Genomic DNA, 19480 nt, shown 5'->3' on the forward strand with positions numbered 1-19480 from the left:
AAGCCATTAATTGCAAAATTCAAACCATCAGGTTAGGAGTCTGTTTAAGAGCCTGCTTAAAATTCAGAATCTTTTTCCAATGATCACCGAATAGCACCGCAAATTCATATATTCAAATCGATTTATGATTTCGGGAGAAGATGATAGAAATTATTGGGAACAAATGCGGCTTGGTGACCAGGACGCTTTGTTTGGTTTGTATAATAACCAGTATTTTCATTTAATCCGTTTTGGTCTGAAAATCAATCCTGATGATGAGCTGGTAAAAGACTGTGTAAATCAGGTTTTTCTGAATCTCTGGGATAAAAGAGCGAAGCTGAACCCGGTGGAAAACGTAAAATCATATCTGATGACATCGCTTAAAAGATGTATGCTCGATCAGCTGGCCTATATTGACCGGACAAATCACGCCCTTCATCAAATGGGTGAAACCAGCGAATCCAATGAGCTTTCCTATGAGGAGATCATGATTGGTGTACAGCAGGATGAAGAGCTGAAAAATAAATTGAAAATCGCAATCGGACAACTTACGCCAAGACAGTTTGAACTGATTCAGCTTAAATTTTTTGAGGGACTCAGTTATGACCAGATCGCAGAGCGAACTTCTCAGACGGTAAAAACCGCTTATAATACGGTTTACGACGCTATCAAAACACTTCGGAAGATCCTTAAGTAATGGTCGGGGAAATCCCACCATCGGACTGTGTTATAACTATGCTGAGGCCACGTTTTCCCTAAGGCAAAAGGTGGCCTGAACGTGGGGTAATGGTGGCCTAATGGTGGCCTCATCTCGAACAGTACCCAGAGCTCCTGTTTTTTATTTGAAAAAAACATCAGATTTCCTTAGGAAAAATCTCCTGTTTCTCCGTCTGTAAGATAAAAAGAAGATATGATGTTTCCGGAAAATGATTTTTTAACAGAAGAATTGATTTGTAATGAGTCTTTTCAGGACTATTGTCTGGGAAAAAGTCTGGAAAATCATGTTTTATGGGAAAACTGGATTAGTGCCCGTCCTGAAAGAGCTGCTGATATTGAAAATGCCAAACAATTAGTCAATATACTTGCCGTCAAACAAGGTAGCAGATTGGAACAGGTAAAAGAACTGAAATCGGGACTTTTACAAAAAGCATCCTTTCAGCATTTACTGACCAGGAACGATCAACTGAAAATACCAGTTCAGATCCGTCCACGTTTTTATAAATACAGTGGTATTGCAGCTGCAATTGTGTTTTTACTGGGGTCTTTGTTTTTTATGCTGCATCGTAACTTAACGGTGAAAGAGAGTCAGTCTGCAAGTGCATCTTATTTTGCCTCCGGGAACCAACCTCGAAAAACAATTGTGCTGGCCGATGGGACGGTAATTACCCTAAACAAACACAGTGAAATCCGTTTGGCAGCTAATTTCAGTCCGGCGCAGAGAGAATTATGGCTGAGTGGCGAAGCATTTTTTGAAGTCAGACATGATGCCGCTCATCCCTTTACTGTACATACTTCATGGAATGATATCAGAGTGTTAGGTACAAGTTTTAATGTCAAAGCTTATCCTCGGACCAGTGCTATTGAAACGTCCCTGATCCGTGGTAGTGTTCAGGTTGTCTCAAAGCAACATCCGGGTTATTCCGTTCTATTAAAACCTGATCAGAAACTGGTCTACCGGAACCTGCCGGCAGGTCAGCAGGCAGATCTTAAAAAGATATTTGCCGTATCCGTGTTGCATGGAGCTCATCCGGCTCACAGTACTGAAGAAACGGCATGGGTACAAAACCGGATGACCATTGATAACGAGCCATTTGCAGAAGTTGCAGCGAAACTTCAGCGCTGGTATGGAATCGAAATCGTCATTCAGGACGAACTGGTGAAAAATTACCGGTATTCCGGAACCTTTGAAAATGAGAGTATTACCAAAACTCTTGAGGCCCTGCAGGTTGCTTATCCTTTTGAGTTTAAAGTTGAACAAAACAGGATAGTCATCAATAAATAAGCAGCGGACCACAATAAGCTAACCACCAATACAATTTATATCAACAAACCTTAAACCAACCAATATGAGAAAAACCTTACTTCTTACGCAGTCTGGTAAGTTTTTAGTCAGCAGCAGAATGTTGCTGCTGACTAAACTTACCGGCTTTATCTTACTGATTATGTGTATGCAGGTCTCCGCTTCGGGATTTGCACAGCAGAAAATCAGTATTACGGCAGAGCATACCAGCATCCGTAATTTATTAAAGACAATCGAAAAACAGACGGATTACCGCTTTGTTTATAGTGACCGCATCTTATCAGGTGATGAAAAAGCTTCTTTAAATGTGCATGATGTTTCGCTGGATGAGGCTATGCAACTGATCTTAAAACAGACAAACCTGACCTATATGCTTAAAGAAAGTAACCTGGTCGTTATTTATTCAGGGAAAAAAGGGCAGGACATTGTTGTTTCAGGTCGTGTAGCAGATGAAACTGGTTTGCCAATACCTGGTGTCTCTGTCCGGTTAAGCGGCACATCGGTCATAACCAGTACAGATAGTGAGGGGAAATTTTCCATCCGTGTTCCCGATCATTCGGCTATGCTCGAATTTTCTTATGTAGGTTATGTCAGACAAGTAGTTGCTGCCAGCGGGAATGTCCTGCAGATTGTGCTCAAAACGGACAACAGAAATTTACAGGAGGTGGTTGTCACTGGTTATACCAATTATAAACGGACTCAGTCTGCCAGTGCAGCAACTTTAGTTTCTGCCGATAAAATTAACGATGTACCGGCACTGACTTTTGACCAGATCCTGCAGGGGCGTGTAGCCGGAATGAGTGTGATATCCAGTTCCGGTCAGCCTGGACAGAGTGCAGCAGTGGTTATTCGTGGGGTAGGTAGTATCAATGGTTCTACAGATCCTTTATACATTATGGATGGAACACCGATTGAAGCCAGTTATTTTCAGACGATTAATTCGGCTGATATTGAAAATGTAACGGTATTAAAAGATGCCTCTGCAAAAGCACTTTATGGGTCAAGGGGATCTAATGGTGTAATCCTGATTACCAGTAAAAGAGGAAAATCGGGTAAAATACAGGTTCAGTATACCTCTCAATATGGTTTTTCTAAACTGACTGAACCCAAATTCACGATGATGAATACCACGCAAAGACTTGCTTTTGAAGAAGGTGTCGGCGTAGATTTTGGAAGAACACTCGGGCCGGGATGGACTTATTCTCCGAAAAATCCTGATTATATTTCTGGTACAGCTGCTTTCAGACAAACCGCAGATCATATTCTGGATAGCCTGAGACATATCAATATTGACTGGAGAGATGAGTTTTACCAGCAAAGTAAATTCCAGGAACAGCAGGTGAGTGTGAGCGGAGGAAATGAAAATGTCCGGTTTTATAATTCCCTGAACTATTATAAACAGGATGGTATTGCCAGACGTACCGGTCTGGAAAGATATGCACTGAAAAGTAACCTTGATTTTAAATCAGATAAATTTTCCGGAAATGTCAACCTGAATATTGGTTATTCTAACCAGAGTTTCACTGAAGGGGAAGGCAGCAGCAGGGGTGGGACAGCTATGTCGGCTGTTTATTATGCCTTGCCTTATGAAAATCCTTATGCACCCGATGGTACTTTGATTCATCCGGGGAACCAGGATAAATACTTCATCCTGGATCAGCGCGAAGGCAGTCAGGCACTGGAACGTTTACTGAATTCTTCAAGTAAAACTGACCAGTTAAAATCTATTATTGGGGTGGGCCTGGCTTATCAGTTATTGCCAGAGCTGAAAATTACCACCAAAGCCGGAATAGACTATAGAAATTCAACTGACCAGGCTTATATCAATCCCGACTCTTATTACGGGTCAATCAATAATTCCAATACGCTTGGCGGAAAAGGAAGATTTGATGAAGGTACCCGGAGAAATTTCAATATCAGTTCTACTACAGGGTTGACATATGCTAAAACATTTAATCAGAAACACGATTTTGAAGCTTCTGCTTTTTATGAATACAACTATAATAACTATAATGCTTTTGGTTTCTCGGGCTTTGGTTTAGACGGCCGTCTGCCGGAAACACCGGCAGGAATTACCAATAGTGCAGATTACCTGCCTAACGTAAATGGTTCAAAAACAAGCAGTGCCCTGGCCTCATTTATGGGCGTGGCAAGATATACCTATGATAACAGGTATACACTGACCGGAAGCTATCGTTATGATGGTTCTACCAAGGTGGCTCCTCAAAACAAATGGCGCGGGTTTTACTCTGCCGGAGCTAACTGGAATGCGAAAAATGAGGTTTTTCTAAAGCAGAATGAGCTGATCTCAGATTTGAGTTTCAGAGTGAGTTACGGTACTTCAGCGAGTCCTTTCGGAACAGGCGATTTCCTGTATCTTCCAGCCTATAGCACTAATGTAAGTTATGGAGGGGCACCAGGGATCAGCCCTACTGCTGCGGGCAACCCTAATTTTGACTGGGAATATGTTAAAGAATTCAATACAGGTTTTGACCTGACTTTATTTAAAAGCCGCAGATTACGCTTATCGGCCGATTATTATAACAAAATTACCAACAACATGTTCATCGATCAGCCGCCTTCGGCTACTTCCGGATTTTCTGTGCTGAGTTTAAGTACGGGTAAGATGAGAAACAGAGGTGTTGAATTTGACCTGAGCGGTGATGTGATCAAAACCAGGGATTTTACCTGGACGCTGGGCGTGAATGCAGGTTATAATAAAAATGTAGTGTTGCACGTATCAGATGTGGCTGATTCTTATCCGGATGGTGATACAAGGATTTTACAGGTAGGTTTACCTTATGGATCATATTATGCGCCACAATGGGCAGGGGTCAATCCGCAGACAGGCGAGGCGCAGTATTACAATAAGGATGGCAGCATTACCACCACCTACAATTCCAATACGCAGAGTGTGGCTAAATCAGGCAGTTTATATCCTTCCTTTACCGGTGGTTTTAATACAAGTTTAAGCTGGAAAGGAATTACCGCCAGTGCCTTGTTCTCTTTTGTATCCGGGGTATCCAGATGGAATAATGAAGATTTTTATAATGAAAATCAGCGTTATGCGACCAGTAATCAGTCGATCAGAATGCTGGATGACCGGTGGATGAAACCAGGCGATGTGAAAACCCTGCAACGTTTTGACATTCCAAGGAATTTCACTTCCAAAGATATTCAGGATGCTTCGTTCCTGAGACTCAGAAACGTGAATATCAGTTATACCTTACCTAAGGCTTTATTGGAAAAGATCAAAGTGGTTAAAAATTTAAAGGTTTTTGTACAGGGCCAGAACCTGGTGACCTGGACTAAATGGAGAGGGCTTGATCCTGAAAATAACGGAGTGGCCGGGCTTTTCCAGTATCCTAATGCAAGAACATATACTGCGGGAATTAGTGTTAACTTTTAAAATTACGACCATGATTAATCATAACTATATCAAATATACACTTATACTTTCTTTGTCGGTACTGCTGTTTTCCTGTACCAAACTGGATGTCAAACCAACAGACATTATTGATGCCAGCAAAGCTTACAGAAACCTGAGTGATGTAAATCTGGGTTTATTAGGGGCTTATGCTAATTTAGATTATACGTTGATCGGAGTCAATTCTGTGGTCTCAGATGAGGTCATGCTGCCTACCGAAAATACGGTCAGTAATACCGATGCCCACCGGTGGCTTTATACGCCTGACAACGGTTCAGTAACTTCGGCTTATCCGGGTTATTATGTTACTATTGACCGGGTAAACAGGACGCTTGCCGGGCTGGACGGAATAACCGTTGCTGCGGCTGACCAGCCTTTGAGGGATCAATACAGAGGTGAACTGCTGGCACTAAGGGCATTCTGTCATTTTGAATTACTCAGGATGTATGCTTCGGCTTATCAGAGCGGTGCCCTGGGAGTTCCTTATATGAAAACGTCTGTAATCAGTTACCCTGCCCGTGATCCATTTGAGGTAGTAGTCGCTGATGCTAAAGCTGATCTTGTAGCAGCTAAAGCGCTGCTTCCAACTTCTTTTACTGATAATACCCGTTTAACCAAAACAGCAGTCTCTGCGATCCAGGCCAGGTTAGCTTTATATGCTAAGAACTGGGCTGAAGCGATTACTTATGCGACAGAGGCTATTAATCAATCGCCGCTGGCAACTATAAACCAGTTTCCTGGAATCTGGACAGATGTGGCCAATAATGAGGTGATCTGGAAATTGAAAAGAGTACTCGGAGACCCGCGTTCAGATAACCTGATCGGGGAATTATATTACCGTCAGTCAGGAGGGATTGTACTGTATGCCCCTTCTTTTAAACTGATTAACACCTTTGATACCTCTAATGACGTACGTTATGCAGCCTATATCAGGTTTGATGATACCAGAGGTGTCAATACTTCCAAATACCTGGTTAATAAATACGCAGGGGCAGCAGCTTCACCAGGTCTGGCAGATATTAAACTCTTCAGAACAGGTGAAATGTACCTGATCAGGGCAGAAGCTGAAGCTGAAACTTCGGGAGATGCCGCCGGGGATATCAATGTTTTACGCAGTGCAAGGATTAATGGTTATAATCCTGTAACTTTCAATGGTAAAGATGATTTAATCAATGCAATTTATACGGAACGGTTCAAAGAATTAGCTTTTGAAGGTCACCGGTTCTTTGATTTGAAAAGAAGAAACCTGCCAGTACAAAGGTTACCTGAAGATGCGATCAATACTTCTGGTGCAGTTACCTTATTACCTTCACAGGCACAATATGCTTTGCCTATTCCTGCACTGGAGATTTCCGTTAATAAAAACACAGTTCAAAATCCTAAATATTAAAAACCAAACACATGAACCAAAATTTGAAATTGCTCACTATACTAATTTTATGTTTAGTGGCTAATGTAACTTTCGCACAGGAAAAATATGTCATGGTCATTCACGGCGGTGCCGGAACCATTACGCGGAAAAATATGACCCCGCAAAAGGAAGCAGCCTATATCGCTGCATTGACCAAAGCACTGCAAACCGGTTATGATGTACTGAAATCAGGAAAAACGAGTCTGGATGCAGTAGAGGCTACTATTCATATCATGGAAGATTCTCCATTGTTTAACGCTGGAAAAGGTTCTGTGTTTACGCATGACGGACGTAATGAAATGGATGCAGCGATCATGAATGGAAAAACGCTGATGGCTGGAGCGGTTGCTGGTGTAACTACAATTAAGAACCCGATCTCGGCAGCAAGGGCTGTGATGGAAAAATCGGAGCATGTCATGATGGTTGGTCCGGGTGCAGAGCTATTTGCGAAACAGGCTGGCGTTGAAATCGTTAATCCTAAATATTTCTATACTAAAGAACGCTGGGATGGCTTACAGCAAGCTATTAAAGAAGATTCGACCAAGGCTGTACTGGATCACGGGAATAAAAAAAGCATGAAACTGGGCACAATTAACCATGACTATAAATTTGGTACAGTGGGAGCTGTTGCACTGGATCAGGCAGGTAACCTGGCTGCAGGTACTTCGACCGGAGGGATGACCAATAAGAAATATGGACGTGTAGGGGATTCGCCGATCATTGGTGCCGGTACTTATGCGAATAATTTAACAGCGGGTATTTCCTGCACAGGCTGGGGAGAGTTTTATATTCGTAATGTGGTGGCACATGACATTTCTGCCCTGATGGAATATAAAAACCTGCCGGTAGCAGAAGCAGCCAAAATAGTTTTGGACAAGGTGGGTAAAATGGGAGGTGATGGCGGTCTGATTGCTTTAGATGCCAAAGGAAATGTAACCATGCCATTTAATACTGAAGGTATGTACCGTGGGACAGTGACTGAAGGTGGTAAAATTGAAGTGCTGATCTATAAATAAAAGCTAATCATGGTTAATAGAATTGATTTATACCTGCGGTATGTACTGCTGGTGGGTTTACTCTGCGCAGTAAACATTGGAATTTGTCAGGTTAAGAGTAAGCCTGTTTTACCTAAAGGGAGTCTGTTTATTATTGGTGGTGGGGACCGTTCTCCTGAACTCATCAGAGAGCTCATCCAGACAGCGAAGCTGGGGACAGCGGATTATATTGTTGTGTTGCCTATGGCAACCGAAGAACCTGAAGCTTCTTTTGAGGCGATTAAGGCACAGTTATCTGCCGCTGCAAAAAACAAAATCTATAATTTTAATTTTCAGGGTGAGCGGGTGAACGATAAAAAATGGCTGGACTCTCTGGAAAATGCAAAACTTGTCTTTATTACCGGTGGTGATCAAAGCAAATTTATGAAAGTAGTTTTGAATACTCCGGTTTACGCGGCCATTCATAAAGCCTATGAAAAAGGGGCAACTATTTCTGGTACAAGTGCTGGTGCAGCGGTAATGAGCAGACATATGATAACCGGGAACCAGTTACTGGATACCAGCTACCGGGAAACTTTTAACAAATTACGGGCGGATAATATCGAATTTGAAAGTGGAATGGGTTTGCTGGATTCGGTGATTATTGACCAGCATTTTTTAAAACGGAGCAGATATAACCGGCTGCTTTCTGCTCTTGCGGCTTATCCTTCCTATGAATGTATTGGTATAGACGAAGGAACCGCGATTATTGTTCATGGTAAAAAGATAACAGTGGCTGGTGTAAGTCAGGTGGTTAGAATAGCTGATCCTAAAGAACTAAAAGTTGGCGCAAACCATCTGATCACTGTAGAGGATTTACGGTTTAGTTTATATGGGGCGGGTGATCAATTCAATTTAAAATAGGTTTTTTTTGAAAAAATAATATCCTGTTTGCTAAATTTGAGATATGAGCATTCGGGAAGCATATAACAACTGGGCAATACAGTACGATACCAATCAGAATAAAACACGTGATCTGGAAGGGCTGGCATTAAGAACAGTTCTGGATGATATTTCTTTTGAACGTTGTCTGGAGATTGGTTGCGGAACAGGTAAGAATACAAGTTGGCTGGCAGAAAGGGCAAAAAGGCACACTGCGGTGGATTTTTCTGAGGAAATGCTGGCCAAAGCCAAAGCTAAAAATAAAGGAAGCCAGGTTGATTTCAAGCAGGCTGATATTACTGAACCCTGGTTATTTACAGATGGAAAATATGATCTGATAGGCTTTAGCCTGATTCTCGAGCATATTGAAAATCTTGACCATATCTTTAAAGAGATAGTAAAAATAATGGATGCAGGCGGTTATGTCTACATAGGCGAACTGCATCCATTTAAACAATATTCGGGCTCTGGTGCGCGTTTTGATACGGCCGAAGGACAACAGGCAGTTACCTGCTTTACACATCATATTTCTGAATTTACCACTCTCGCTAAAAAATACGGATTTGAAATCATCACGCTGAATGAATATTTTGACGATGATCAGTCCGGAACTCTTCCAAGAATATTAAACCTGTTATTGAGAAAAAGGTAATATGAAGATTTTTGCGGAAACCGAAAGACTGATTTTAAGAGAAATTGTAGCTGCTGATAAATATGGGATGTATGAGCTGGATACTGATCCGCTTGTCCATAAATATCTGGGTAATCAGCCTGTCACAAGTATGGAGCAGGTGGAAGAAGCTATTGAATTTATCCGAAACCAATATGTGACCAATGGGACTGGCAGGCTGGCTATTGTGGAAAAGGAAACCAGTTCTTTTATTGGCTGGGCAGGGTTAAAGCTGATGAAGGTCAATTATAATAATCATGTGAATTATTATGACGTAGGTTACAGGCTGATCAGGAAATACTGGGGAAAGGGATTTGCCACTGAAGCAGCTAAAGCTTCGCTGGATTATGGTTTTGAAAGTCTTAACCTGGATACAATTTACGCCATAGCGGATGTGAAAAATACAGCGTCAAGAAGTGTACTGGAAAAAATAGGTTTACGGTGTACGGCACAGTTTGACCTGGAAGGAGATGAACATGACTGGTTTGAAATTACCAGAGAAGAATGGAAAACAACTGATAGCTTATGATCAATTCAATTTATACAGCTGAACATTATAAATGGGGTACGGATTGTGATGGCTGGCACCTGCTCCAGTCACCTGGTTTAAGTCTGATCCAGGAACTGATGCCTCCTGATACCGGCGAAGTTCTGCATTATCATGAAAAAGCAGAACAGGTCTTTTATATCCTGGATGGCGTGGCTACCTTTAAACTCGGGGAAAAGATCTGGACTATGATTAAAGGAGATAGCATTCATGTGCTGCCCGAAGTGAAACATCAGATTACAAACCGGAGCAGTTTACCACTGAGTTTTCTGGTCATCTCTGCACCAAAAGCACATGGGGACAGGGTTGTTGTCGAAGAATAATATGAACTTAATGTATTTTTCTTCCGTTGTTTTTGTTAAATTTATATTAATAAATAGCTTTTTGGCCTGAGACAATTCCTTTGTACTATATTTGTAACAAATTTGTTTCTAAATAGATGGCTCTTTAACGCTCAAAAAATAATCAGACCCTAATCATCATTTCTTCCCTAAAGGTATTAATCTTATATACCTGAGTGGGGGTATGGACAGATTCTGGCGTCTACTAAGAATATATTATACACTTTATGCAGGTTAGGGTACTCACCTTTTTTTTCTTCCGGTTGTTTAATGCTAAAAGCATGCTGCGTAATGCAGGTGTTGTGTTAGTGCTGAACCTGTTGTTTGTTAACATTGCCAGTGCACAGCACGCCAGGGTCATTACAGGCAAAATAACTGATGCACAAACCGGTGAGGCTATTCCCTATGCGACCATATTTGTAAAGCTTAAAAATGGAATGGTTAAGGCGACGGCTTCAGACTTTGATGGTTTGTATAATCTGACACTACCCGAACATCTGGCTACAGATTCTGTCTATACAGCCTATGTCAGCTATTTACCCGGCAAAAAGGTACTGCCTAAAGCACCTCATACTATAGTTGATTTTCAGCTGGCTGTGAATGGAAGGTTGTTAAACGGGGTTACCATTACGCCTAAAACTTATGTGAACCCTGCCTGGGAGGTCATGGAACACATGGTAAAGAACAAACCCCAAAACGACCAGAAGTACTTAAAGAGTTATGCATACCAGAGCTATAACCGTATTGAAATATCAGTTACCAATATCAGTGAAAAGTTAAAGAAAAATAAGGTAATTAAACAGGTAATGCCTTTAATGGAGAACCTGCAAAAGATTGCGGGTGAGGAAGGTACACCCATTTTGCCTATTTTTATGTCAGAGACGGTTTCAGATTATAAATACAATACGAATCCGGAAAGGAAAACAGAACATGTCCTGCGGACAAAGGTGAGTGGCGTAGGGATCGAAGATGAAACCCTGATTTCTCAGCTGGTAGGTTCTACATTTTTACAGTATAATTTTTATAATAATTATCTGAGACTGGCTAATAAAGATTTTATATCTCCAACGAGCGACAATTGGAAAACATTTTATAATTACGAACTGGTTGAAGCTTATGATAAGATCAATGGCAGGGAATGTTATAAAATTGAGTTTAAGCCTAAACGTTCGCATGACCTTGCTTTTGACGGGGTGATGTGGATTACGCGTGACAGCTATGCCTTATACCAGATTGACTGTAAGGTTTCGCAGGATGCGAATCTGAACTTTTTAAATAAAGTCAGGATACAGCAAGCCATGGTACAGGCTGAAGGGACTACAGCCTGGCTACCCGGACAAACAAGGATCGTTGTTAATGTTGGAACCACGCAGAAAAAACTCTCGGGTTTTATCGCCAAGTTTTATCTGTCCAATAAGAATATAGTTGTCAATAAAGATTATCCGGCCGGGGATTTTAAAGAAAGCCTGGTGATGAGTGATGATGCCAATAAAAAGGACGATCAGTACTGGGTGAAAAACCGTGCTGATTCAGTAACGGCTACTGATAAAGCGGTTTATAAAATGATTGATACGGTCAAAAATCTGCCATTGGTGAAAACTTATGCAGATATAGCTGGCATGTTAATCAATGGATATTACAGGGTAGGTAAAATCAGTTTTGGACCCTATCCCTATACTTACAGTTATAATGATCTGGAAGGTAGTGTATTGCGGATCGGCGCGACGACCAATGCCCGTTTTAGTGATAAACTGATTCTGAGCGGTTTTCTGAGTTACGGTTTCAGGGATGAAAAATTTAAATACAATGCTGCGGTAGACTATATTTTCTCCCGCAAACCATGGGTTCAGGCCGGAATTTCTTATCAGCATGATATTGCGCAAACCGGTTATCAGTTTGAAAACTTCATGAACCGGGGCAACAATGTTTTCCTGGCTGCTATCCGGAATGGAAATGTAATCAGGAGAGGACCATTTGTCCAAAATGCGGCGAGTACTTATATTCAGACGGATCTTTCTCCTACGGTAAGGGCTAAACTGACCCTTTCTCACCGGACCTTCGATCCTTTGTTTAATTTTCATTACCGTGATAAGGATGATGATCAAACTTATAATCGGTATGAGGTTTCAGAAGTTGGAACTGAATTGCAGTGGACACCGGGCAGACGTATGCTGGAATCTTCGAAGCTAAACAAAAGACTGGTTGTCGGTAACGGAAATAATAACCCGATCCTGACTTTCCGTTTCATCAAAGGATTGAAAACGGTTTACGGAGATTTTAACTATAGTAAATACTTCTTTAATATTAGTCAGCGGCCCAGGATGGGGATTTTCGGGATAGGTGATTATTCTTTTACAGCAGGTTATATCCCGAGCGCATTGCCTTATCCTTTACTGGAAAATCACCGGTATAATTTTAATACCATGCGTTTTTTAGAATTTACCAGCGATAGGTTTGTTTCCCTGAACTATACGCAGCATATGGAAGGTCTGATTACGAATAGTATCCCTTTGCTGAAGTCATTGAATATGCGTACTGTAGCCGTATTAAATGTATTGGAAGGAGCACTTTCTGATAAAAATAACGAAGCTTTTGTCAGAGGCCGGACTAATCTGAACAAGAGTCTGGGCGGTGTTCCTTATGTGGAAGTTGGTTATGGCGTGGAAAACATTTTTAAATTTATCCGTGTAGATTTCCTGCATCGGATAACGCATCGGAATCACCCGGCTGAAGCTGGTTTACCGTCATCAAATTTCGCTATCAGAACAACTTTGCAGTTCAGACTGTAGGATTATGGGCGATGCCCCAGTCGGAGAGGGACTGGATGACCTGATCGAGTGAAATCCCTAAAGAGGTTAATTCATAGCTGTATAGTTGTCCTTTGGGGGTTGATTTTTGTTTCAGGATGAGCCCGCTTTTTTCGAGTTCTTTTAGCTGAAGGGCTAATACACGTTCTGTAATTGCAGGAATCTGGTCTTTTAATTCAGAAAACCGTTTTTTTCCTTCCTTTAGTTTGACTAGCAAGGTGAGTTTCCAGCGTCCGCTCAATACGGATAAGGTATAAGCGGCATCGCATAAACCGTGCAGGGTCTGCTCATTAATATAATTGGTTGAAGCTGTTTTTCTCATCGCTTACAATTTTGTAAGTTCATTCATGCAGGTGTTTACAGCTGTAAATTTGCCAATAAATTCTTAAATTATGACAACACCTAAAAATGATATTGGCGTATTGGGGCTGCATCATATTGCCATCAGGGCACAGGACTTTGAGCAGACGGTAGATTTTTATACCAGGGTTCTGGATTATAGTGTAGCACATACCTGGTCTTTGCCTTCCTTTAATCTTAAACAGGCGGCTATGCTGAAGTCGGCGGATGGCCTGAGTTTTATAGAAATCTATGATCGTGAAGCTGATATCCCGGCACAGGGAAGACAAAAGCAGAAAGGGGAAGAGTTTGTTCAGACTGCCTTGCTGCATATTTGTCTGACTGTGAAAGATTCTCGTCTGGCTTATGAAATGGCTATTGCAGGTGGAGCTACCTCGTGCCATGAACCAATGACTCTGCATTTGGGCGATCCTGCAATCACTGTATATAACTCTTTAGTCTACAGTCCGAACGGTGAGGTTATCGAATTCCTGGAACGGGCAGCTTTTTAACCATTAACAGACCGGAAATCAGGTTTGTATGATTTCCGGTCTGTCTTCTTTATCCCTTTTTTAAATAATGGAGGACCTGGTCAATATTTTTGTCTGGTGGAAAAACCGGGTAAAAATATTTCACAATGATTCCATCCTCAAATATCAGCGTCACCCTTTTCAGGTATTTCAGTTCAGCTATCAGGTGGAGGGGCAGGTTCAGAGCCCTGGTAAAAGCCAGATTTTCATCACTTAATAAATCAAAAGGGAGATGTAAACGTTCTTTTGATTCGAGCTGATCTGCTGGCGATTGTGTACTCATGCCATAAACCTGTGTGTCGAGCTGCTTCAGTTCCTGGTAATGATCGCGGAAAGAACAGGCTTGTGGTGTACAGCCTCTTGCACCAGGAATGGCATCCCAGCCATCTGGAAGTGGAATATGCTCCGGTCCGGTCATCGGGTAGCAATAAATAACCAGACGACCTTTCAGGGAAGAAAGATTTACAAATTCTCCATGAGTAGCTTTTAAAGCCAGGTCAGGGATTTTCAAACCTAAAAGATGATCACAGGCACCGTCATCAACAGGAACGGGTAAATTGGGTGGCAAAATTTCCAGACTTGTCATAGCAGGTTAATTAACGGGGATTTCAAATAAACTGAAAGAACCATGTTCGTAATGTTTGGGTAAACCGCTGGTGTCTTCCAGTTGTGTTACCCCGAGATAATTAAATCCACAGCTGATATAATAATTATTGAGTTTTTCATTGCCGCTGCCGGTATCCATTCTGACAAATGAGCGTTGGTTTGCTCTGGCAAAAGCTGTAGCCCAGCTAACGATATGTTTGACATAAGAATTACCTCTTAATGCAGGATTAGTGGCAATGCGGTGAATGTAAACCGCCGGATCCTTATCTTTTTCCTTCCAGATCAACGGGTCCTGGTGAGCAATACAAAAGGTGCAGGCCAGCTGACCATCTACCATGATTTTAAAATGTCTGTTCTCTTCCATTTCCTTTTGGATCAATGATCTTTCAAAGCCCTGCCAGTACAGGCCTCCACCAGTTTTTTTCTGATACTCGGTGGCCTGATCATAAAGATCAAAAATTGCATCTATGTCTTTTGGTGTACTACGTAATATGTATGTAATATGTAATAAGTCCATAACTGAATTGTATAGTGCAAATTTAAACGAAATAGAATTATCAATGCAGATGCAGTTTTGTTATATTTGTGCATAGCAGTTTGACGTTATGCAAAAGAAATCAGTTCAGAAATACCATCTGTATCAGAAAATAGCAAATGGTCTGGAGTTACAGATCAGGAATAATGTATTAGCCATAGGCGATAAACTGCCTTCACTCCGTGATTTCTGTAAGTTACATGGGACAAGTCAGACGACAGCTATAAAGGTATATTATGAACTGGAAAGTAAGGGTTTGGTGGAAACCAGACCCAAGTCTGGTTATTTTGTCAGTGGGTCGCTGAAAAGAAATCCGGGATTACCTAAAACAAGTCAGCCAGGCACTGAAAGCAGCAATATGCCGATTGAAGTGCTGCTGGAAAAGGTTTACAGTAATGCAGGGCCAGTTGACATTGCTTTGTCTAACGCTGTCGTTGCCGATGAATTACTGCCAATCGCTAAACTGAATAAAGGTTTAGTACAAGCTATGCGTGAACTAAAAGGAAGTGGAACCGCTTATGGTGAGTTACAGGGAAATGAAAGATTAAGAAGGCAGCTGGCAAGACAGGCTTTTCATATGCCGGAACTGAGCCATGAAGATATCATTACGACTTCTGGCTGTGTGAATGCAATTTCGTATGCTTTGATGGCTTTAGCTAAACCCGGAGATACCATCGCGGTCGAAAGTCCGGTTTATTTTGGAATTCTGCAATTGGCCAGAAGTCTTGGGCTGAAGGTGATGGAGCTACCGACACATCCGCAAACCGGGATAGAGATAGATGCGTTAAAAAAGGCCCTGGAAGCCAATAAAATTGATTTATGTTTGCTAATCAGTAATTTTAGTAATCCTCTGGGCAGCCTCATGCCAGATGAACACAAGAAAGAAGTGGTCAGACTCATTCAGCAATACAACATTCCGCTGATAGAAGATGATATTTACGGGGACATTTATTTTGGGACCAGCAGGCCCAATACCTGTAAAACATTTGATGAAAGCGGACTGATTTTATGCTGCAGTTCTGTTTCTAAAACACTTGCTCCCGGTTATCGTGTAGGCTGGCTGGCTCCCGGGAAATTTAAAACTGAAATCCTGCGGTTGAAACTTTTTCATTCAATCACTTCTACTAATATTACCCAGGAAGTCATTGCGAATTTTTTAGAGACTGGGCGTTATGAACATCATTTGCGTAAACTGAGGAATACTTTACATACAAACAGTCTACAGTATATCCGGGCGATTAATGATTATTTTCCTGAGGGAACAAAAGTCAGCAGGCCGCAGGGAGGGATAGTTTTATGGGTAGAGTTTGATCAGAAAATTGATACGCTTAAAATGTATGATCAGGCTATCAAAAGAGGAATCAGCATCGCCCCCGGCAGATTGTTTACTTTGCAGGATCAGTTTTCCAATTGTATCAGGTTGAATTACGGAATGTCCTGGAACAGCAAGCTGGAGAAGGGTTTAAGAGACCTGGCCGATATAGCAGGAAGCTTAAATCATGGATCTTAGCTAATACGTTATAAATTTATAAATTTGGCTCATATGACAAAACTATGACATCTAAATGGGGATGGTTCTCGTTTGTAAGTTATAGTATATTCTTCCTATGAAATTATTTAAAGTGCATTTTTCTAAAGGGAAAGCTCATTCGCCCCAACAGATACTCGTCTCTCAGTTCCGTATGGAACGGAATTGTAACGAGCTGGGAGAATTAAAATGGCTGATTGTATTTGCTGAAGATCAGGAAACGGCTATTGAACTAGCCACAAAGAATTATCAGAATTTGTCATTAACCCTGGTTAAGTATTCAAGAGATTCCTATAAAGCATATTTACAGGATTTTGTAGCTTAACTGAAAAGGGGCCCATTTTAATGAACCCCTTTTCAGATGGGTAATTATTCCAGTTCAAAGATGGCCTGAATTTCTACTGCAGAGTTCATGGGTAAGGATGATGCACCTACTGTTGCTCTGGTATGCATTCCTTTTTCACCAAAGATTTGCACCAAAAGATTGGACGCCTCATTCATTAAGACTGCATGTTTGGTATAACCGGCTGGTGTATAAAAATATCCTGTTAATTGTACCGCTTGTTTTACCTTATCGAGGTCTCCACCTACAGCCTCTTTCAGCACTGCCAGCACATTTAACAAGGTCTGACGCGTGGCTTGTTTAGCTTCTTCTTCAGTAACTCCGGTGCCGATCAGGCCAGGGTGGTCAATTTTCCCATTGTTCAGTGCAATCTGGTTAATGAAAATTTGTTTGCCAGAAATCCGGTAAGGTTTGTAGTTACCGACAGGGGCAGGGGCATTGGGCAAAACGATATTCAAGGTTTTTAATCTGGCCGCTGTCAAACTGGTTTTGGGCTCCTCTTTTGGGGCTGAGGTAGTTTGGCGGGTATCAGTAGCTGTGGTTAGCTGATAACCCTTTGCGGCTTTTGCTAAAGCATATCCCTGTAATCTGGCAATATGTAGCTCTCCTTTTGATGGTCTTTCGCTGTTGGGAATGCCAGCAAGCGAAGAGGCACCAAATGCGGTATTTCCCTGAGGGATGGTTTTATCTATTTCCTGTGTGCCCATAATGCCTGTAGGTACGATCATCATGCCATGTACAGCAAGGGTATTCCAGAATGATAATATCGCAGCTTCTCTGCCCGCACCGCTACCAGCCGACATAAATACAGTTGAAGGTTTCCCCTCTAATTTGCGTGCAGTCCAGAGCTGAACAGACTGATCCAGAAAATAACGCATATCTGCACTCATATTACCGAAATGGACTGACGAGCCAAAAGCTATGCCATCATAGGCGGTTAATTCATCGATAGTCGCATAAGGAATGTTGCCGAAAGGTTGTTTAGCTTCATTGTCGAGTGGTTTGATTCTTGGTACTTGTCTGAGTATGGCTCTGGTACCTGGAAAATCTTCAATTCCGGCAGCAATTTCTTTAGCCATTTTATAAGTGCCTCCGTTAACAGTACTGAAAAGTACAAGTATTTTGACAGTCGTTGGTTCCTGATTCATTTTGTGTTGCGCTTTTAGAAATGACACATTGAACAAGCAAAACAAAAGTATCAGACTTGTTGTTGTTGTCTTTGAATTTATTATATTCATTACATATTTAATTTAAATGATGCGGACAAAGGTATTGAACATAGCATGTCTTTAAATATCAATATTTGCCAATAGCATGTTATAATACGACAAATGGAGAGATCAAGGTTCTGCCACCTTACGGTAGATCAAGTACAAAAAGAAGCCTATGTATGGCATGAAGCTGACTGGAAATTTTCTGATTTATGGCACTCGCATCATATGGGGCAGCTAATTTTTGTAGAAAAAGGGGTTCAGTATTTACATACACCCGAAAGAACATATTTATTACCTACGCATCACTGTGCCTGGATACCTCCGGGTTTGCTGCATAAGACTTCAGCTCCGGTAAGCCCCGTGCATCTGCGCTGTATCTTTTTAAGTAAAACAGCTGATCACCAGTTTTTTAATGAACTGAATATTTTCCATACTTCTAAAGTATTGAGAGAAATGATTCTTTTCACTGAACAATGGTCAAGACTGGAAGAAAAAGATGCATTGGAATTTGATTTTCTGAAGGCACTGATAGGTATTCTGCCTTTAACCTGTGATACTTCTTTACCCTTAGTTCTTCCGGTTCCTCAGAACCCAAGGATTGCAAGTATGATCAGTTATCTGACAGAAAACGTGGCTGAAGATATCAAAATACCTGAAGTGGCAGCTAATTTTAATCTTTCGGCACGTACCATGGAGCGGTTGTTTAAGCAGGATATTGGAATTACAGTAGCGGGTTATATCAAATTATATAAAATCATTAAGGCTGTCGAGTTGCTTTCTGTTTCTGGAGAAAGTGTGAAAAGTGTAGCGGTTAAGGTGGGGTATGACAGTGTTTCTACTTTTAGCAATACCTTTTTTAATGTTCTGGGGGTGAGGCCGCAGGAGATGACCGTTTCATGAGCTGAGTCAGGTACGCTAACCAGTATACCAGAACTGCCCCCATTGTATAAGCAATCAGGTCAATCCAGCTGAACTGGCTGCCTAGCAAGAGATGGGCTGTGCTTGAATTGCTTAATCCCAGCCGGTCGACAAGATGAAAGTACTGGGAGATTTCTATCAGATAGGCAAATGCTAAAACTGCTGTTAGTAAGGGTTTTACTGGGACGGACACAAAGGTTTTGACCAGACAGTAGAGAAAGATAACGATCAGAAAATCTCCGCCATATGGACGGATCAGCCAGTCATGGGCATAACGGGCAATCAGAATTTCTGTGATCAACAGGAGCAGGGTTAGCCCGGCGAAGGATTTATGGAATTTGAGCATAGC

At 41.6% G+C, this 19480-nt stretch carries 19 protein-coding genes; 14 read left to right on the top strand and 5 right to left on the bottom strand.

What is annotated here, in order from left to right; all coding sequences use genetic code 11:
* Positions 1-124 precede the first annotated feature (124 nt).
* The 10 genes from HDF25_RS21310 (at position 125) to HDF25_RS21355 (ending at position 13100) form a co-directional block, all read left to right on the top strand.
* Positions 125-676, top strand: a complete 552-nt coding sequence (locus tag HDF25_RS21310) for an RNA polymerase sigma factor (protein WP_184628421.1) — start codon at positions 125-127, stop codon at positions 674-676.
* A gap of 213 nt (positions 677-889) precedes the next feature.
* Complete coding sequence (locus tag HDF25_RS21315) at positions 890-1981, top strand: FecR family protein (RefSeq protein ID WP_184628422.1); 1092 nt, start codon at positions 890-892, stop codon at positions 1979-1981.
* A 64-nt stretch (positions 1982-2045) separates the two neighbouring features.
* Entirely contained in the window at positions 2046-5408 is a 3363-nt protein-coding gene (locus tag HDF25_RS21320) for a TonB-dependent receptor (protein WP_260409433.1), read from the top strand.
* 10 nt (positions 5409-5418) lie between these two features.
* A complete protein-coding gene (locus tag HDF25_RS21325; RefSeq protein WP_184628423.1) occupies positions 5419-6816 on the top strand; it encodes a RagB/SusD family nutrient uptake outer membrane protein in 1398 nt (465 codons plus the stop codon).
* Positions 6817-6827: 11 nt separating this feature from the next.
* A complete protein-coding gene (locus HDF25_RS21330) occupies positions 6828-7853 on the top strand; it encodes an isoaspartyl peptidase/L-asparaginase family protein (RefSeq protein ID WP_184628424.1) in 1026 nt (341 codons plus the stop codon).
* A gap of 9 nt (positions 7854-7862) precedes the next feature.
* Entirely contained in the window at positions 7863-8735 is an 873-nt protein-coding gene (locus HDF25_RS21335; RefSeq protein ID WP_184628425.1) for a cyanophycinase, read from the top strand.
* Between the two features lie 43 nt (positions 8736-8778).
* Positions 8779-9405 (top strand): class I SAM-dependent methyltransferase, encoded by a 627-nt coding sequence (locus tag HDF25_RS21340; protein ID WP_184628426.1) that lies wholly within the window; start codon positions 8779-8781, stop codon positions 9403-9405.
* Between the two features lies 1 nt (position 9406).
* Positions 9407-9952 carry a GNAT family N-acetyltransferase gene (locus HDF25_RS21345; RefSeq protein ID WP_184628427.1) on the top strand — a complete coding sequence of 182 codons (546 nt, stop codon included), beginning with the start codon at positions 9407-9409 and terminating at the stop codon, positions 9950-9952.
* Complete coding sequence (locus HDF25_RS21350) at positions 9949-10293, top strand: cupin domain-containing protein (RefSeq protein WP_184628428.1); 345 nt, start codon at positions 9949-9951, stop codon at positions 10291-10293. Before HDF25_RS21345 ends, HDF25_RS21350 begins: the two co-directional genes overlap by 4 nt.
* Positions 10294-10592: 299 nt before the next feature.
* Positions 10593-13100: a DUF5686 family protein gene (locus tag HDF25_RS21355; RefSeq protein ID WP_184628429.1), complete on the top strand. Its 2508-nt coding sequence runs from the start codon at positions 10593-10595 to the stop codon at positions 13098-13100.
* Here the strand turns inward: HDF25_RS21355 and HDF25_RS21360 are convergent.
* Positions 13090-13440: a winged helix-turn-helix transcriptional regulator gene (locus HDF25_RS21360; protein ID WP_184628430.1), complete on the bottom strand. Its 351-nt coding sequence runs from the start codon at positions 13438-13440 to the stop codon at positions 13090-13092. The two genes, HDF25_RS21355 and HDF25_RS21360, sit on opposite strands and share 11 nt — an antisense overlap.
* 70 nt (positions 13441-13510) lie before the next feature.
* On the opposite strand from HDF25_RS21360, the gene HDF25_RS21365 reads away from it, so the two are divergent.
* Positions 13511-13969: a VOC family protein gene (locus HDF25_RS21365; protein WP_221450984.1), complete on the top strand. Its 459-nt coding sequence runs from the start codon at positions 13511-13513 to the stop codon at positions 13967-13969.
* A 49-nt stretch (positions 13970-14018) separates the two neighbouring features.
* Here HDF25_RS21365 and HDF25_RS21370 read toward each other — a convergent pair whose 3' ends face one another.
* Both HDF25_RS21370 and HDF25_RS21375 read right to left on the bottom strand, forming a co-directional pair.
* Positions 14019-14573 (bottom strand): peroxiredoxin, encoded by a 555-nt coding sequence (locus HDF25_RS21370; protein WP_184628431.1) that lies wholly within the window; start codon positions 14571-14573, stop codon positions 14019-14021.
* A gap of 6 nt (positions 14574-14579) precedes the next feature.
* On the bottom strand, positions 14580-15110 hold the full coding sequence (locus tag HDF25_RS21375) for a GNAT family N-acetyltransferase (RefSeq protein ID WP_184628432.1): 531 nt from the start codon (positions 15108-15110) through the stop codon (positions 14580-14582).
* An 88-nt stretch (positions 15111-15198) separates the two neighbouring features.
* Here HDF25_RS21375 and HDF25_RS21380 point away from each other — a divergent pair, with 88 nt between their 5' ends.
* Complete coding sequence (locus tag HDF25_RS21380; protein ID WP_184628433.1) at positions 15199-16638, top strand: PLP-dependent aminotransferase family protein; 1440 nt, start codon at positions 15199-15201, stop codon at positions 16636-16638.
* A gap of 97 nt (positions 16639-16735) precedes the next feature.
* Positions 16736-16981 carry a hypothetical protein gene (locus HDF25_RS21385; RefSeq protein WP_184628434.1) on the top strand — a complete coding sequence of 82 codons (246 nt, stop codon included), beginning with the start codon at positions 16736-16738 and terminating at the stop codon, positions 16979-16981.
* 44 nt (positions 16982-17025) lie between these two features.
* On the opposite strand, the gene wrbA is transcribed toward HDF25_RS21385, so the two are convergent.
* Complete coding sequence (wrbA, locus tag HDF25_RS21390; RefSeq protein ID WP_184628435.1) at positions 17026-18147, bottom strand: NAD(P)H:quinone oxidoreductase; 1122 nt, start codon at positions 18145-18147, stop codon at positions 17026-17028.
* Between the two features lie 183 nt (positions 18148-18330).
* Here wrbA and HDF25_RS21395 point away from each other — a divergent pair, with 183 nt between their 5' ends.
* Positions 18331-19113 (top strand): AraC family transcriptional regulator, encoded by a 783-nt coding sequence (locus HDF25_RS21395; RefSeq protein WP_184628436.1) that lies wholly within the window; start codon positions 18331-18333, stop codon positions 19111-19113.
* Here the strand turns inward: HDF25_RS21395 and HDF25_RS21400 are convergent.
* Positions 19070-19477 carry a DUF2809 domain-containing protein gene (locus HDF25_RS21400; RefSeq protein WP_184628437.1) on the bottom strand — a complete coding sequence of 136 codons (408 nt, stop codon included), beginning with the start codon at positions 19475-19477 and terminating at the stop codon, positions 19070-19072. The genes HDF25_RS21395 and HDF25_RS21400 overlap by 44 nt on opposite strands.
* Between the last annotated feature and the right edge of the window lie 3 nt (positions 19478-19480).

It is taken from the genome of Pedobacter cryoconitis (assembly GCF_014207135.1).
Taxonomy (GTDB): domain Bacteria; phylum Bacteroidota; class Bacteroidia; order Sphingobacteriales; family Sphingobacteriaceae; genus Pedobacter; species Pedobacter cryoconitis_D.

Coding starts and splice junctions, on each gene's coding strand:
- HDF25_RS21385 (WP_184628434.1), top strand. CDS start 16,736: ATGAAATTATTTAAAGTGCATTTTTCTAAAGGGAAAGCTCATTCGCCC.
- HDF25_RS21325 (WP_184628423.1), top strand. CDS start 5,419: ATGATTAATCATAACTATATCAAATATACACTTATACTTTCTTTGTCG.
- HDF25_RS21395 (WP_184628436.1), top strand. CDS start 18,331: ATGGAGAGATCAAGGTTCTGCCACCTTACGGTAGATCAAGTACAAAAA.
- HDF25_RS21340 (WP_184628426.1), top strand. CDS start 8,779: ATGAGCATTCGGGAAGCATATAACAACTGGGCAATACAGTACGATACC.
- wrbA (WP_184628435.1), bottom strand. CDS start 18,147: ATGAATCAGGAACCAACGACTGTCAAAATACTTGTACTTTTCAGTACT.
- HDF25_RS21375 (WP_184628432.1), bottom strand. CDS start 15,110: ATGGACTTATTACATATTACATACATATTACGTAGTACACCAAAAGAC.
- HDF25_RS21345 (WP_184628427.1), top strand. CDS start 9,407: ATGAAGATTTTTGCGGAAACCGAAAGACTGATTTTAAGAGAAATTGTA.
- HDF25_RS21370 (WP_184628431.1), bottom strand. CDS start 14,573: ATGACAAGTCTGGAAATTTTGCCACCCAATTTACCCGTTCCTGTTGAT.
- HDF25_RS21350 (WP_184628428.1), top strand. CDS start 9,949: ATGATCAATTCAATTTATACAGCTGAACATTATAAATGGGGTACGGAT.
- HDF25_RS21310 (WP_184628421.1), top strand. CDS start 125: ATGATTTCGGGAGAAGATGATAGAAATTATTGGGAACAAATGCGGCTT.
- HDF25_RS21330 (WP_184628424.1), top strand. CDS start 6,828: ATGAACCAAAATTTGAAATTGCTCACTATACTAATTTTATGTTTAGTG.
- HDF25_RS21320 (WP_260409433.1), top strand. CDS start 2,046: ATGAGAAAAACCTTACTTCTTACGCAGTCTGGTAAGTTTTTAGTCAGC.
- HDF25_RS21355 (WP_184628429.1), top strand. CDS start 10,593: ATGCTGCGTAATGCAGGTGTTGTGTTAGTGCTGAACCTGTTGTTTGTT.
- HDF25_RS21400 (WP_184628437.1), bottom strand. CDS start 19,477: ATGCTCAAATTCCATAAATCCTTCGCCGGGCTAACCCTGCTCCTGTTG.
- HDF25_RS21380 (WP_184628433.1), top strand. CDS start 15,199: ATGCAAAAGAAATCAGTTCAGAAATACCATCTGTATCAGAAAATAGCA.
- HDF25_RS21365 (WP_221450984.1), top strand. CDS start 13,511: ATGACAACACCTAAAAATGATATTGGCGTATTGGGGCTGCATCATATT.
- HDF25_RS21335 (WP_184628425.1), top strand. CDS start 7,863: ATGGTTAATAGAATTGATTTATACCTGCGGTATGTACTGCTGGTGGGT.
- HDF25_RS21360 (WP_184628430.1), bottom strand. CDS start 13,440: ATGAGAAAAACAGCTTCAACCAATTATATTAATGAGCAGACCCTGCAC.
- HDF25_RS21315 (WP_184628422.1), top strand. CDS start 890: ATGATGTTTCCGGAAAATGATTTTTTAACAGAAGAATTGATTTGTAAT.